Source organism: Streptomyces sp. NBC_00726 (assembly GCF_045161735.1).
Classification (GTDB): Bacteria; Actinomycetota; Actinomycetes; order Streptomycetales; family Streptomycetaceae; genus Streptomyces.
The window spans coordinates 2,930,407-2,945,232 of sequence record NZ_CP108983.1; the positions used below are offsets into that span (position 1 = coordinate 2,930,407).

Here is a 14,826-nt window from a genome sequence, read left to right on the forward strand (position 1 = left end):
GCCTTCGGGATTCGAACCCGAGACCTACGCATTACGAGGGCGCGCAAGATCATCGTGGCTGGTGCTGGCGAGTGTCGCAGAATCCCGTTTCCTCTGATCAGAGGCTTGCAGCAGTGATCACCGTGCCGCCTGGTCCGCGCTCGTGCCACCCAGTCCGCTCACGCAGCGCTCACGCGCTGGCCCGCGTCAAACCCGCAGAGCCCCGCGCTCCTATGGAAGCCACAGCGTCGCACCCAGCTTGTCCAACTCGGCACGCCTCACCTTGTAGTCCGGCATGGCTCGGGCTACAACGGCCCAGAACTCCTTGGAATGATCTTTTCGGTGCAAGTGAGCGAGCTCATGCACCAAGACGTAGTCGACCAGGCTCGGTGGCAACTGCATCACGGCCCAGTGGATGTTCACGCCACCGTCCCGGTTGCATGACCCCCAGCGATACCCAAGCCTCCGTACGACGATGTCTTGCACGGGCGAACGCATCCGTTGCACCCAAGGTTTAGCCCGAGCTGGTAGCCAGGCCCGACCACGGCTGCGGTACCAGGCAATGAGTTCGTCCTCCGCGCGGTCCAAGTCGTCTCGACACATCATGAATCGGCCTCGAACCAGTCGGACCGGCGCCCGGGCGTCGTCAACCAGCTTCAACCGGTAGCTGCGCCCCAGGTAGTTGAAGCCTTCACCTGTGACGAACTCCTTCACGGGCCGGATGGCTGCCTCGCCCGTGCGCTCGTCCAGCTTGTCGTAGATCCATCGCCGTCGGCCCTTGACAGCAGAGACCAATAGAGCGACGTCTATCCCAGCCGGAACAGTTGCCGTAATGCGCGCATCGCGTTCCACCATCAGCCGCACACTGTTGCGGTCTGGCACCACCACTACGTCGATCTCCAGCCGGCCGACCTGCAGTGGGCCAGCGCGAACCGGGCCTAGTTGTTCCGCCTCCGTGGCCGCGGCCACCTCAGCTACTCCTCTGGAGCGCATGGCGATGGTGACCGAGGATGTCGAGCATGCTGTCGGCGAGGTGGTCAACCTGTGAAGGATCTGCCACATCGAGATCAATGAGAAGGCGGAAGACGGCCGACCTCAGGTCGCCCTGGGCCACAGGGTTGGACCAAAAGTTCTTCTTGCGCACGTGCTTCACCGCCTCCTCTTCGATCTTGCCCGCCGCACGGATAAGGCGGTTGTGGGCCTCGTCCGTCAGGACGCCCTCGGTGATCGCCTCCGACACCATCTCTCCATAAAGAGCCCGCTCCAGAGGAGACAGAGCTGCAAGCCTCTGATCCCCATGATCGCCGGTTCCCTCATGGACAGCGATAACCTTGGCTGTCAGTTCCTTGAAGAGCAGCACCTGCTGGTCCCACTGGTCAGCATAATCCCGAAGAATCTCTTCCAACCGCTCCCGCAGCTTGGTGTACTCAGCGGGATCCTCTCCCAGGTGCACCTCGATGTGGCGGCGGATCGCATGCTCCATCGTCGACGCCTGCGCCTTCGCACCAGGCAGCGCCTCGACTTTGTCGGAGAAATCTCCCGCCGTAAGCTGCCGCGGCGGTATAACCTGCTTCACCCCCAGGGCAGTGATGTGCTGGTTGATGAGTTCGCGGACTTTCTCGCCGTACAGGGATGCGTCGAAGTCACTCGTGTCCTGGTAGCGAGACCGCGCCCAGGTGCTGATTTCCGCATACAGCCGGGCGTCAGCGAGGTAGGGCTTCGCCTCCTGCCGGGGCATCACCATCTCGACAGTGGTGAGGAACTTCCGCAGCGCGCTGTCGAACTGACTACGCAACTCGTCGTCTGCGAGGAGTTGGACGCACTCCTCGAGGGTCTGCTTGTCGCCAGCCGGCGTGACACCCTGCTCCGTGAACAGCATCCGCAGGCGGTTGCGTCGCGGCTCCAGCCTGGCGATCTCGGCACTGAAATCGGTAGGTGCCCCTTCAGCGTCTTCGGCAGCATACGCGTCCATAGCCGCCTGGAGGTACTTGGAGATACCTGCATAATCCACTACGAATCCGGCAGCCTTGCCGTCAGCGGTGCGATTAACCCGGGCGATAGCCTGGAGTAGATCCGCTTCCTTGATCCGCCTGTCCAGGTACATCACCTGCTCGATTGGGGCGTCGAAGCCGGTGAGGAGCATGGTGCGAACGATCAGGAACGCAACCGGCTTCTCCCCGTTGGCCAGTTTGTCGGGAAATGCCTTACGGAACCGCTCGACTACGTCCTCGTGCCCCTTCTCGTCAGTCCACTGAGCTGTGCACTCGTCGTTGTTGTTGTCACCCGAGATGACTGGCACGAAGTCGATGGCCCTGAGCAGTGCCATCTGCCGGTGCGCGGCAACAGCGATCGCCTGCTTGGCTGTGAGCCGCTCGGCTGGCTTCTCCAAGAGCACGGGCGACAGCTTTTCGGCCTCGGCGACCAGCTCATCCCGAGCGCGGAGCAATGCGTCGCGGTACCGGACGGCAACCTTCCGAGAGTGGGCAACGACCTGTCCCTTGAAACCGTTCGGCATCACGTTAGAGACGTAGTGGGCCAGCATGTCCCGGGCTTTTTTCAGGATCAGGCTGTCAGCGCTGAGTACATCACTGGTCGTGGCATACCGCTGCTGGAGCTTGTCGTACTCCTCCTCGGTCAATTCGGGGAAGTACGAGGCGAAGGCGTCATCAAGGTCCTCGGCGTCCGCGATGGCGGCCTTGGCGATCCGGCCCTCGTAGACAATCGGAACGATCGCACCGTCCTCTTCGGCATCGGCGAGCCGGTACTGATCGATGAACGCACCGAAGATATCTGTGGTTCGGTTCTTCGCCCGCATGATGATCGGCGTTCCCGTGAAGCCGATCCGGACAGCGTTCGGAAGGGACTCCATCAAGTTTTGGTGCAGCTTGGAGCCATGGGAGCGGTGGGCCTCGTCCACCAGGATCAACACCGACTCACTGTCGTTGAGCTGCCCCCAGCCGACGGCCCGGTCGTGTGTAAGAGCATCCGCCGCGGCAGCCTGCTTCACCTTGGAGGCATCTACCTGCTTCTGGAGCATGACGAAGGCCATGCCGGCACCCTCCTTACGTAGCGCAGCCGGTACGCCGACCGAGCGCTTCACTACGTCAGGCTTCTCGCCGGTGAGTGCCGCCGTGTTTGACAGCTGGGTCTGCAACTGGGTCCGGTCTGTGACCAGCACGATCTTGAACTGACTCAACCCAGGCGTTGACCTCATCTTGCGCACCAGGAACACCATGGTCAGCGACTTTCCGGACCCCTGTGTGTGCCATACGATCCCGCCCCGTCGGTCGTCCTTGCCATCCTGCCGCTTGGTCTTGCCGGTCAGTAGGCGCTGCACAGCACGGTTGACGGCCCGGTACTGCTGATAGCGGGGGGCAATCTTCACCCGGCGGGTGCCACCGTCGTTGGTGGCAACGTCCATGAAGACGACGAAGTTCTTCACTATGTCGAGCAGCTGAGCCGGTCGCAGTACGCCCGCAGCAAGAATCTCCTGTGCCCACAGAGCATCTTTGTTCTTGCCGAGCTCAGTGGCGAGATCAGCCTGGGTCAGGGGGTACGGGTCGCGCCACACCGAGTAGTGGTCGGCGTGCGAGGTGTACGTGCCAAGCATCGCCTTGTCGCCTGTGGTCGCCATGGTGAGCTGAACGGTCCGGAAGAGCGGTTCGCTGCCCTCGCTGTGCGTCTTGGCCCCGCGCTGGTTGGCATAGCGGCGCAACTGGTCGATCGCCTGCGGGAGGGAACCTCCGTGCATGCCAGGCTTCTTGCACTCGATGACTACGAGCGGGATGCCATTGACGAACAGGACGAGGTCAGGGACAACGGACTTCTGGCCGGACGTCCCGGGCACATCCATGCGGAACTGCGAGACGATCAGGAAGTCGTTCCGCTCCGGGTACGTCCAGTCGACGTACTGCACCCGCTGGTCGCGGCCGCTGTCCCAGCCAGGCAGCCCGTCGACCGTGGTGCCGGTCAGGAGAAGGTCGGTCGAGACAGTATTGGCTTCTAGAAGAGTGGTCGAGGGGAGCCGCGTCAACGCATTTACTGCCTGTGTAGTGCGTGCCGCATCCAGCCATGCGCTACCGCCCGAGTCCAAGTTCAACTGCCGCAGCTTGCGTCGCAGGACTCGCTCGAGAACCGGCTCCGCGAAGGAGCCACGGAGCGAGGTTCGAGGGTCCTTCGGCTCCTCTGTACCGGTCACGCTGCCCCGCTCGTGCCGCCACCCCATCGCCACGAGCTGCGCGATGAGCGGCTCCTCGACGAGTACGTACTCCAGCCCCGACTCCGACACGATGCTCTCCGTCTCCCCCAGCGCGTCACCCGGTCAACCGAGGCTACCGCTCACCACCGACAGGAACACGCACACGGCCAGCGAGGAGATCATCGACCAGGCTTTGACCGATCTTTTCGACCTTAAGGAGCAATTCCTGCTCTTTTTGGATCGAATTATCGACCCCTTTTAGCCTGAAGGACCACTCTTCCTGCGCATCCAACCCAGGAACATCCAGTTCAAACTTTCGAAAATCCCTTAGGTGGATATGATTAAGCCCAGTCCCGGAAGAAAGTCGTCGAAGTTGACTGAAGAATTCAGGCGACTCGAAGAACATGCACCCATACCGAGAATTCAACAGAGAGCGCTTGGGCCGAATTAGCGCCACGGAAACGAAAATACTAAACTCAGGTAGCCCCGCAGGCACAACGCGCGCCACACCCAGCGTGCCATCCTTGGAAACAAGGATGTCTCCAGGAGACGGGGACGCTCGACGACAGAAGTCTACGTGATCCTCTCTCGAAATATAACGAACCGGAACCAGGGAGATCCCAGCCCCCCTCGTCAAATTCTCGACCGTAACAAAAGGAACACCAGAATCGCGATAGGTCGGAGTATGGTGCACCCCGTCAACAATCAGGTCAGACAATTCGCCTAGAGTTGCACGGCTACGCACAACGCCTTCCGTCATAGCATGCCGAATAAGCTCTGTCCGCACCAACGAGAGCTTATCCAGTACCCTTTGGTGAGATCGCTTGACGCGATTCACTTCATCAAGAATCTCTGCGATTCGGAGTTGCTCATCCAGCTCAGGGAGATCGAGATCAAGGGCGAAAAAATCCCCGACCTTCACATTAAGGAGACCGTGGTTCCGAACCCCTTCCTTGGCGATATTGAGGATCGCGCCGTTCAAGATGCCCGACTCGAAATAGTGCTCAATAAAGCCAGGATCTGCGACAGCGGGATCCACTCTGAAGCAGATATAAAGCGGCGAGACAACCCCAGTTTCATAAAGCTCAAGCCTCCGCACGACTCCAGCCGAATATCCTGCAGAGTAGCTCTTATTGTAGGCGAAATCACCTCGCTCGAGCTTGAAGTACTGTGAGAGATCCGCGCTTGCTACCTGCCGATTAAAAAACTCTTCTTGACTCACCAGGCCGAATCTTGCCGAGATTGTCAATACGTTTCGATTGTTTCCCACATTTCGCTGTGCGATACGCGAGGAGATGCTGCGGAGGTTCCGCCTAGTCCAGCCGCTGAACTCTGTCGCAACGTCGGATTCACGCATAACCAAGCTCCTTCAGGAATCCCGCCAACCGCTCAGCAGCAGTGTCACGCTGCTGCTCCAGGTTCACGAGTGTCACTGCATACTTGCTACCCCAGTTGCGGTAGGAAGCGACCAGTTCCTGCCTGCCTGCTGCCACGAAGCGGTCCATCCTTGACCGGAGGTCTGCATCCAGGAAGGTCAGGACCGTCTGCTCAGCCTCTTCTGCCGTAAGCCGCTCCGACGCCGTCTTCAACTCGTCGACGAAGATCGCCTTAAGTTCCTTCACTTTCGCCTTAGCAGACTTCAACTCGGCCTTAAGGTTGCGCAGCTCCGCTGCGCTGAGGATCTCTTCCGCTTCCTGTTCTAGCTCGGCGCCCTCATCGTCGCCCCCAGGTGTCTTGCTCGGCGTACCGGTCTTAATTCGCCCGTCCAGTTCGATAACTAGAGCTTCCGCAGCCTCCAGTTGCACCACATATGCTGGAATCAAGGCTGGCACCAGTCGATGCCCCCTCGCCTTTCGCTGATCAGCTCGCAGCCGCGCCAGCGTCTTGGCATCCGCGTCTTCCGGTTCCTCGAAGGCCGACTCAATGTTGGCTACCCAACGCTCAACGACGCCTCGAAAACCTTGTCCAACCAGGCTCTTTAGGTCGTACTGAACTTCGAACCACCAGGCCGCGATCACGCCAGAGAGTTGGAAGCGGTTGAGTACACCCACCGAAAGTAGATCCCGTGTAAAGGTCGTTAGCAGTTCCTCACGCGTCTTCATCAGCTCGCCGCTCTTATCCGAGACAAGATCAGGCTGCCTCCCGAGCGCCACAAGATGTTTCACATGTGCGCCCCACCATGTCTCGTACGCCTCCCCGAGCTTACGCTCGCGCGGAGCAGCGAGCTCCGGGATTTCAGCGGCTGTCATCTCATACCCAGCATCAGGAAAGTCGCAGTAGCCGGCATCCCGCTCTTTGAAAAGCTTCGTCAAATCAATGCCATATGCCCTGAAAAGTTCAGCTTTCGCCACAATTTCGGTCTTAGGTACACCACCATGCAGGTGTGCCCTCACGTCCTGCGGTTCGGGCGGCGGAGCATTATCGACATATCGGCGGATATTGAGGTTGTAGTCGTTACCCCTCAATTCCTCGAATGGGACGACCCGCGCGAATCCATCGATGTTCTTCCGTTCGCGGAAGGCAGTGACGATCTTCTCGTCATGCTGTGGGTCGACGGTGTTCTGGGCACGTCCCGGCGCGAACTCGCGGTCGGCGTTGATGAAAAGCACGCCGTCTCGCTTATCCTCAGGCAATCCATTCGAGCCGCGCAAAACAAGGATGCATGCAGGGATACCCGTGCCGTAGAAGATGTTCGGGCCGACACCAATCACCGCCTCCAGGCGGTACTCCTCGATCATCCGCTGGCGGATCTTGGCTTCCTCATTGCCCCGGAAAAGCACGCCGTGCGGCATGACCGAGGCCGCGACGCCGTCCGGCTCCAGCACGGTCAGCACGTGCTGGATGAACATCAGGTCAGCCTTCTTACCCGACTCTGGCGCCCAGCCGTATGCCATCCGCTCGGGGTGCGGCATGCCCTTACGCTTGTAGTTCTGCGCGAAGGGCGGGTTGGTGAGGACACGGTCGAAGCGAAGAAGTTCGCCCTGTGCATCCTCGTGCTTGGGGTCGGCGAGAGTGTCGCCGTGGGCGACGCCCTCGCCAGTCATGCCGTGGAGGAGCATGTTCATCCGGGCCATCGCCCACGCGCTCCCGTTCTCCTCCTGCCCGTATACAGCAAGTGTCGAAGCGTCCAGACCGTGCTCCTCGACGTACTCCTTGGCCAGGATCAACATGCCGCCGGAGCCGCAGCACGGGTCATAGACCGACTGGCCCTCCCGGGGCTCCACTAGGCGGACCATCATGCGGATCACGGAGCGGGGCGTGTAGAACTGCCCGCCCTTCTTGCCGCCCTCATCCGCGAACTCGCCGATGAGGTATTCGTAGGCATGACCGAGGAGGTCAGGAAACTCGAAGTCCTCGTTGCGCAGCTGGTAGCGGCCGAAGTGGTCGATCAGATCCCGCACCGCGGTAGCACTGAGCGGGGAGTTGCCGACTTTACGGGTGAAGTCGATGTGATCCAGGACACCGCCGAGGGCAAGCGAGTTGTGATCCTCCAACTCGCCGAGCGCCTTGTTTAGCAGGTCACCGGGGTTCGCCTCGCGGGCATGATCAGCAATGTACGACCACCGGGCACGCTCGGGCACGAAGAACTGGTTACTGGGGTAGTACCCCTTCGCCTCAGCGACCATCTCCGCCCGGCTCTGGGAGTCGCCGGCACGCAGCCGCTGCTCGATGACCTCGGCACGGACGACATCGAACTGATCGGAGGCGCGCTTAAGGAACAGCATCCCGAAGATGTACTCCTGGTACTGCGCCGCATCCATTTTGCCCCGCAAGATGTCCGCCGCCGCGAACAGGTGCCGCTCCAACTGGGGCAGGGTCAGCCGTGCCACCCGAGCCTCCTTCTCATAATCTGATCTCCGCAGGTCGAAGAGACCAGCCTGCTGCTCCGTGTGCGATCTATCGCTGCAGTGCTACCGCTTCGCACTGACAACGCTAGACGTCATCATCCCGCAACGATCCCTTGCGATGCGCCATGACCGCGGACGTCAGAGCCGCGACGGCTGCTCGGGGCTGGAAGCACCTGGCGTGCATGAAGGGGCGTCGTCGTGCACGCCAGCCTGCTTTGATCGACAGTGAGTAGTCGGTTAGTAACAGGACTATCGACGTTCTACGCGCCGGCTGACATCGTCAAAGTAGCTCGAAGCGCCTCGCGAATGACTCTTTGAGGCTCTCGGAAATGGCCTCGCCCAGAGACAAGACCCCGTACGACTGGCAGCCGCTCCTTCAGGGCAGTAGTGGGCCATGAACGAGGTGACAGTGGACTGGTCCAGGCGGGTCGCAGAGGCAGAGCTCGCTGATGCTCTTCCTCGCCGGTGGTCGCATAGCCAGGGAGTCGCAGCCCGGGCAGCCGAGATCGGGCGGATCTTAGGGAAGGACGCTTACCTGTTGACGGCATCTGCCGTGCTCCATGACGTGGGTTACGCACCCCGGCTGGCCGCAACAGGATTCCACCCACTCGACGGAGCCCGGTTTCTCCGTGATGGTCACGGTGCTGATGAGCGACTAGCGCGGTTGGTTGCGAACCACTCGTTCGCATTGCTGGAGGCCGAGGAACGAGGGCTGAGGGAGGAGCTCGCGAGCGAGTTCCCCTTGCTGGAGGAGCCGCTGCTGGTGGACGCCCTCGTGTACTGCGACATGACGACCACGCCCGACGGCGACCGAACCACCGCGCAGGACCGGGTCGCGGAGATCCGCAGCCGTTACGGGGACGACAGCGTGGTCGGGCGGTTCATCCGCCGGGCGGCTCCGGAGATCTTTGCCTCCGTGGAGCGGGTGGAAGCAGCACTGACGGCTCAGCCGAGGTAAGGGTAGGTGCCGGCGAGGTAGTCCCCGATCTGCTGGCGCATGCTCGGGTGGATGTCGTACTGGTCGAGGTCGGTCGGCTGGACGAAGCGGACGCCGTCGGCCTCGTCGTTGATCGTGGGCACTCCGCCGACGGGTCGGCCGATGTAGGTGTTCTCGTACTGCTGGCGGATCTCGCCGTCGGTGTACGCGACGATGTGGTTCGGGTTGGTGTAGACGCCGAGGAACCCGGTGAGCTCCGCGATGATCCCGGTCTCCTCCAAGCACTCGCGCACCGCGCACTCGGCCGCGGTCTCGCCGATGTCCTGGGCTCCGCCGGGGAGTGCCCACTGGCCGGTGTCGCGGCGCCGCTGGAGGAGGATGGCTCCCGTCTCGTCGGCGACGAGCAGGTTGCTGGCCGGGATGAGGGTGTTCGCCTTCGGGGCAGAGGGGTCGTTGTAGTACTCAGTCCTGCCCATGGTCGGCGGTCCTCTCCTGGTCGGGTGCCCATTGTCTCGCTGCGGCCCAGACGGCGTCGAAGCTTTCAGCGTAGTTGTCGAACCACCCTGTATCGCCTGCCCTCTTGAGGTGCAGGAGGGGGTTGGCGCTGGCCGGTTGACCCCAGATGTGTGGGTTGACGAGCAGGTTGTCGTCGTAGCGGAACATGGACGTGTAGAGGGTGGTGTCGTGGAGTCGTACGCCGCACCCGGTCTCGCCCAGCAGCGGTCGGTAGTACGTCAGTGAGGCGCGGATCTTAGCGGCGAGGGTGTCGCCGATTCCCTCCTCGCGGCCCCGTACGGCGACTGCCTGTCCACCGGGATCGCCAAAGCACAGGCGCACCCGCACGCCGTCGGCGGCGCGTTCGGAGAGCATCTTGGCGACGTGGGGGTTGGACTGGGCAAAGAAGGTGCCGGAGAAGACGAGGACGCCGATCTCGTGCCGCGCCTCTCGCAGCAGTGCGAGCCATACGTCCCGGGGCACGCTGGCCCGGTTCTGGTAGGTGCCGACCAGCTCAGTGCCTAACCCGTCCCTCGGTCGGCCTGGACGCTTGGACGGCTCGGGCCAGAGAAAGGTCTCTTCGACGCGCAGGTGTCGCGCGACGCGGAACCGGTGCCGTGCATGGGGAATCCGTCCGCCCAGCCATCGACTGACCGTCTTGGGATCTACCTCGCAGATCTCGGCGAGTGCATCGGGCGAGACGCCGCGTTGGCCGAGCACAGTGCGCAGTCGGTTGTTCACAGCAGCCATCGAATCGGCACGGCGCGTGATCGCGCAAGGACGTTTTGGGACGCAGTCCGTTGTAGTGGAACCTCGCGGACTGCCTACTCTGGCGGCATGGAGCTCTTCGTTCTGTGGGACATCGACCACACCCTCATCGAGAACTCGGGGGTCAGCAAGGAGATCTACGCCGCTGCCTTTCGTGCCCTCTCAGGTCGGGAGCCCACGGAGCCAGCGCGAACTGAGGGGCGTACGGATCGTCTGATCATGCGCGACATGTTCGCCCGCGAAGGGCTACCCGTGCCCGACTGGCACCTCATCGAAGCAGCACTCGCCCAGGCAGGGGAAGCGCGCCTGGAGGAGCTGCGCAGGCGCGGGACCGCCCTGCCCGGTGTGCACGACGCCCTGAAAGCCGCCTCGGCTCAGACCGGTTGGGTCTCCTCAGTCCTCACCGGCAATGTCGCCGCCAACGCCCGTGTGAAGCTTGCCGCGTTCGGCCTCGACTCCCTGCTTGATCTACCGGTCGGCGCCTACGGAGCGGACGCGGAGCTCCGCCCCCACCTGGTCGCTGTCGCCCGCGAGCGCGCACAGCGGCTTCATGGTGTTCCGGCCCACATTCCCACCTTCCTCGTGGGGGACACCCCTCGTGACGTGGAAGCGGCTCTGACCACAGGCTCCGGCGTCCTAGCTGTCGCCTCCGGCATCCACACCCAGGAGGAACTGACCGCCGCCGGAGCCGTCGAAGTCCTGCCCGACCTGTCGGACACGAAGCGTGTCCTTGGCATCCTGGAGTCCTTCGCAGGTCACTGAAAACGTCCCAGGACGTCCTTGGACCGTCCCCGAACGCGGTGTCGAGGTCCCCGAGCAGAAGGCCACTATCAGGCTCCCAACAGGCAACCAGCCGAAGGAGCCGACGTGATCGAGGAAGTCACCGGGATCAAGAAGATCCGCATGCTGTACCTGCAGCTGCTCTACCGCTGCAACTTCACGTGCCTGCACTGCTTCCACGGCAAGCGGCTCCAGTACGCCGACGCCTTCACCGTCGACGAAGCCGCGGATCTCCTCACCCTGATGCGGGACCAGTACGGCACCGAGGCCGTGACACTGCTCGGCGGAGAGCCCTCCGTCCACCGGGACCTCGCGCAGGTCGTCCGCCACGCCAAAGAGGAATTGGGCCTGCGCGTCGAGATCTGCACCAACGGGTACCGGATCGAGCGCCGTCTGACCGAGATCGCCCCCTCCCTGGACCTGCTCAGGGTTTCGCTGGAGGGCGTCGGGTCGACCAACGACGGCATCCGAAAGCAGGGCAGCTACCAGAGCGCCCTGGAGGCGCTCCGGCTGGCTCGGGATCTCGGCGTTCCGACCGGTGCGACCATGACCGTCACCTCGCGGAACATCGCCGAAGTCCTGCCCCTCGGACGGGCCTTGGCGGAACTCGGGGTCCGGCAGCTCAAGCTCCACCACCTGCGTCCGGTCGGCAACGCCGCCGATCATCCCGAGCTGCTGGTCACCTCCCCTTCCGCCTACGGCCGGCTCCGGGACGAGCTGGCATCAGCCGATCTGCCCTTGGAGGTGATCGTCGACGAGGACCTCTCCGAGGACGGTGCCCCACAGGTGTGCGCCCCCTCCGACGGTCCTCGCGAAATCGACCGCATCGAGGTCGACCCGCGCGGTGCGCTGACCATGTCCTGCAAGGCCGTGGGCAAGGACGCGCACGCCTTCTGGTACGAGAAGGCGGCAGGACGCATCGTCCACAAGCCCTCGTCCGTCGACGAACTCACCCTCGCGGTACCGGACGTGGTGTATGGCCGTGCCTGATCACCCACGCTTCGAGAGCCTGGAGGGATTACGCGGCACCGGCAAATCCACCCTGGCGCCCATGCTCGCCGCTGCCCGGCAGGCCGTCCTCGTCGCTACCGTCCCGCTGCCCTACCAGCCGCTCAGACAGGCGCTGGACGAGCGGACGAACGTAGAGGCACGGATGTGCTTCTACCTCTCGGGCCTGTTCACCGCGGCCGAGGAGATCCAGCACTACCTCGACGCCGGCGTCCCGGTCGTCGTCGAGAGCTACTTCGCCCGGTGCCTCACCACTCACCGGGCCCTGGGGGCACAACTCGGTATCACCCTGCCGAGCTGGCTGCCGACACCCGCTACGTACTACCTCGTCTGCGACGACAACGAGAGACAGCGTCGACTCGCGGGGCGGAACAAGCCGGTGTCGCGGTGGGACTCACTGATCGAGACCGCTACGGACCGAGTGACGGACGCCTACGCATCGTTCCCGATGCATCGCGTCGACACCACGGGGCGCAGCCCCGACGAGGTCCTCCGAGTGATCATGGATACCGAGACGCAAGGAGCGCACCCCCATGCAGACTCAGAGCCTGTGGGAGCACACCCTCACGTTCTTCCCGCAGTTCCTCGCCACGCTGCGGGAACGCGTCGCCCCTGATGCCACCGTCGCCGTGGTCGGCGCGAGCGACGGCAAGTTCGTCCTGCCCCTCGCCGCCGCCGGCTACCGCGTCGTCGCCATCGAACGCGACGCGGTAGCCCTCCACGGGGGCGACGTCCACCTCCCGGGTGACAGCCAGGCCCACGCGTTGGGACTGATCGATCGACTGAAGCTCGAAGAGCTCCACGAACGCGTAGAGGTCGTTGAGGACGACTTCCTGGACGGCGAGCCCCTGGGCCTGCAGTGCGACGCGGTCTGGACGAGCTGCTCGTGGCACTACAGTGCCAACCACCACCGCCCGCTCGGCGAGTTCGTCGACCGCATGCAGCGCCTGGTCCGCCCAGGCGGCATGTTCGGCGCGGAGTTCATGATGCCCGTCGAAAGACGCCACCACATGATCGAGCACTACACCTCCCCGGAACGTCTTCACCCCCACTTCATCGGCGACTGGGAGGTCTTGCTCACCCTGCGCACCACCGAGTTCACGGAACGCGCCCACGTCGGTCAGTTGCACGACCACACCCACCGCATGGGCCTCCTGCTCGCGGCCCGGACGTCCACCCTCACCGACCACTTCTGAGAGAAGACCCCATGAAGCACGAATACGAGGCGAAGTTCCTGACCGTCGACGTCGCCGACCTCCAGAACAAACTGAGCGCCCTCAATGCGGTCCAGGCATTCCCCCGCACGCTCCTCACCCGCAAGATCTTCGAGAACGACTCCCTCGACGGCGGAGCCTGGATCCGCCTGCGGGACGAGGGCACCCGCTCGACGCTCACGCTCAAGCAGGTCACCGACGCCACGACGATCGACGGCACCAAGGAGATCGAGACCGAGGTCACCGACCTGCACGCCATGGCCGACATCCTGCGCCGGGTCGGCCTCACCGAGGTTAGGTACCAGGAGAACTACCGCGAGGAATGGCGCCTGGGCGAAGTCGCCTTCGACTTCGACACCTGGCCCGACCTCTCCACCTTCCTGGAGATCGAAGGACCCGACGAGGCATCGGTACGCCAAGCCGCCGCACTGCTGGACCTCGACTACTCCGAGGCCCGGTTCGGCAGCGTCGACGAGATCTACAAGAGCGAGTCCGGCCGCGACATCCTCGCCGAACCCACGCTCCTGTTCTCCGAAGCTGGGAAGCAGAAGGACGCTTCTCCCACGGCCCAGGACCGTTGATCGGGGAGGGAGACGAGCGATGCTGACGGAAGTCGCCCTACAGCACAGGGTGATCCCCGGGATCGCCGAGTTCGCCCGGGGAGGACTGCCCTCACCGGCGGCCACCGACGACGGCAACGAGTGGGTCGACGGCCCCTGCTGGCTCTACTGCGGGCAGCGGCGGACGCGCGTCCTGTGGATCGGTCCCGCCAAAGTCGCCGGGGCCCAAGCCCCGATGTACGCGTGCGGCGCCTGCATCGGCGAGCTGCAGGAACGGGTCTGGCAATCCTTCTTCAACGAGAACCGCCCGGCTGGCTCCACCCGGCCAAGCGAATCCGCCGAGGTGGGGCAGTCGACCTCCGGTAGGAGAACCGGCAGGCATCGGGGCCAGAGCAGGCTCTTCCGCCGTAATTAAGCCCCTGCCCCGGTCACGCTGGCGCTCGCTGTCCCCCGCAGCGAAAGCCCGTGGCCGGGGCGGGTCATTGGCGTGCGTGCCTTCGGCGGAAGCCCCGAGACGAACAGCCTGACAACACAGCGACCGTTTCACGTCCACCGATACGGTCTTCCCTGCCATCCTGGGCCTCTTGGAGGAGCAGTCGTGACGCAGCAGGCCACGGACAAGCAGCCGGGCATCGCCGCCGCCATCGTCGTTCACGACGGCCGCGTGCTCATGGTCCGCCGCCGGGTGAGCGAGGGGCAGCTCTCCTGGCAGTTCCCCGCCGGGGAGGTCGAGCCCGGCGAAGGGCGCGAGGCCGCCGCCGTACGGGAGACCCGGGAAGAGACAGGGCTGACCGTTGAGGCGGTCAAGCTGCTCGGCGAGCGCGTTCACCCCAAGTCGGGCCGCTTCATGTCCTACACCGCCTGCCAGATCCTGGGCGGCACGGCTCACGTCGCCGATACCGAGGAGCTTGCCGAGCTTGCCTGGGTCACCCTGGGCGACATCCCGGAGTACGTGCCGTACGGGCTGTTCGAGCCGGTGCAGGACTACCTCGACGGTGCCTTGTCCGCATAAGACCGCTCCGAGCTCCGGCGGGGAACT

Annotated in this window: 14 protein-coding genes; 8 read left to right on the forward strand and 6 right to left on the reverse strand. The window is 63.5% G+C overall.

What is annotated here, in order from left to right:
* Window positions 1-210: 210 nt before the first annotated feature.
* From OG338_RS13020 to OG338_RS13035, 4 genes are read right to left on the reverse strand one after another with little or no spacing between them, the layout of a single operon-like run.
* Window positions 211-948 (reverse strand): M48 family metallopeptidase, encoded by a 738-nt coding sequence (locus tag OG338_RS13020; RefSeq protein WP_405937498.1) that lies wholly within the window; start codon window positions 946-948, stop codon window positions 211-213.
* Window position 949: 1 nt separating this feature from the next.
* Window positions 950-4,267 (reverse strand): type I restriction endonuclease subunit R, encoded by a 3,318-nt coding sequence (locus OG338_RS13025; protein WP_405937499.1) that lies wholly within the window; start codon window positions 4,265-4,267, stop codon window positions 950-952.
* A 43-nt stretch (window positions 4,268-4,310) separates the two neighbouring features.
* On the reverse strand, window positions 4,311-5,534 hold the full coding sequence (locus OG338_RS13030) for a restriction endonuclease subunit S (RefSeq protein ID WP_405937500.1): 1,224 nt from the start codon (window positions 5,532-5,534) through the stop codon (window positions 4,311-4,313).
* Window positions 5,527-8,007 (reverse strand): N-6 DNA methylase, encoded by a 2,481-nt coding sequence (locus OG338_RS13035; RefSeq protein WP_405937501.1) that lies wholly within the window; start codon window positions 8,005-8,007, stop codon window positions 5,527-5,529. Before OG338_RS13035 ends, OG338_RS13030 begins: the two co-directional genes overlap by 8 nt.
* Before the next feature lie 412 nt (window positions 8,008-8,419).
* On the opposite strand from OG338_RS13035, the gene OG338_RS13040 reads away from it, so the two are divergent.
* Window positions 8,420-8,983 (forward strand): HD domain-containing protein, encoded by a 564-nt coding sequence (locus tag OG338_RS13040; RefSeq protein ID WP_405937502.1) that lies wholly within the window; start codon window positions 8,420-8,422, stop codon window positions 8,981-8,983.
* Here OG338_RS13040 and OG338_RS13045 read toward each other — a convergent pair.
* On the reverse strand, window positions 8,971-9,438 hold the full coding sequence (locus tag OG338_RS13045) for an NUDIX hydrolase (RefSeq protein WP_128818220.1): 468 nt from the start codon (window positions 9,436-9,438) through the stop codon (window positions 8,971-8,973). The two genes, OG338_RS13040 and OG338_RS13045, sit on opposite strands and share 13 nt — an antisense overlap.
* Window positions 9,425-10,198: an XRE family transcriptional regulator gene (locus OG338_RS13050; protein WP_392238781.1), complete on the reverse strand. Its 774-nt coding sequence runs from the start codon at window positions 10,196-10,198 to the stop codon at window positions 9,425-9,427. Before OG338_RS13050 ends, OG338_RS13045 begins: the two co-directional genes overlap by 14 nt.
* Before the next feature lie 96 nt (window positions 10,199-10,294).
* Here OG338_RS13050 and OG338_RS13055 point away from each other — a divergent pair, with 96 nt between their 5' ends.
* The 7 genes from OG338_RS13055 to OG338_RS13085 all read left to right on the forward strand — a co-directional run bounded on the left by OG338_RS13055 (window position 10,295) and on the right by OG338_RS13085 (window position 14,799).
* Window positions 10,295-10,987 carry an HAD family hydrolase gene (locus tag OG338_RS13055; RefSeq protein ID WP_392238782.1) on the forward strand — a complete coding sequence of 231 codons (693 nt, stop codon included), beginning with the start codon at window positions 10,295-10,297 and terminating at the stop codon, window positions 10,985-10,987.
* 105 nt (window positions 10,988-11,092) lie between these two features.
* Window positions 11,093-11,995, forward strand: a complete 903-nt coding sequence (locus OG338_RS13060) for a radical SAM protein (protein WP_405937503.1) — start codon at window positions 11,093-11,095, stop codon at window positions 11,993-11,995.
* Between the two features lie 61 nt (window positions 11,996-12,056).
* Window positions 12,057-12,629, forward strand: coding sequence for a hypothetical protein (locus OG338_RS13065; protein WP_405937504.1), 573 nt, complete (start codon window positions 12,057-12,059; stop codon window positions 12,627-12,629).
* Window positions 12,547-13,209 (forward strand): bifunctional 2-polyprenyl-6-hydroxyphenol methylase/3-demethylubiquinol 3-O-methyltransferase UbiG, encoded by a 663-nt coding sequence (locus OG338_RS13070; RefSeq protein WP_007493476.1) that lies wholly within the window; start codon window positions 12,547-12,549, stop codon window positions 13,207-13,209. The genes OG338_RS13065 and OG338_RS13070 overlap by 83 nt, the downstream gene beginning before the upstream one ends.
* A gap of 11 nt (window positions 13,210-13,220) precedes the next feature.
* Window positions 13,221-13,808 carry a class IV adenylate cyclase gene (locus OG338_RS13075; protein WP_405937505.1) on the forward strand — a complete coding sequence of 196 codons (588 nt, stop codon included), beginning with the start codon at window positions 13,221-13,223 and terminating at the stop codon, window positions 13,806-13,808.
* Window positions 13,809-13,827: 19 nt separating this feature from the next.
* Entirely contained in the window at window positions 13,828-14,202 is a 375-nt protein-coding gene (locus OG338_RS13080; RefSeq protein ID WP_405937506.1) for a hypothetical protein, read from the forward strand.
* A gap of 183 nt (window positions 14,203-14,385) precedes the next feature.
* Complete coding sequence (locus OG338_RS13085; protein WP_124273699.1) at window positions 14,386-14,799, forward strand: NUDIX hydrolase; 414 nt, start codon at window positions 14,386-14,388, stop codon at window positions 14,797-14,799.
* The last annotated feature ends 27 nt before the right edge of the window (window positions 14,800-14,826 follow it).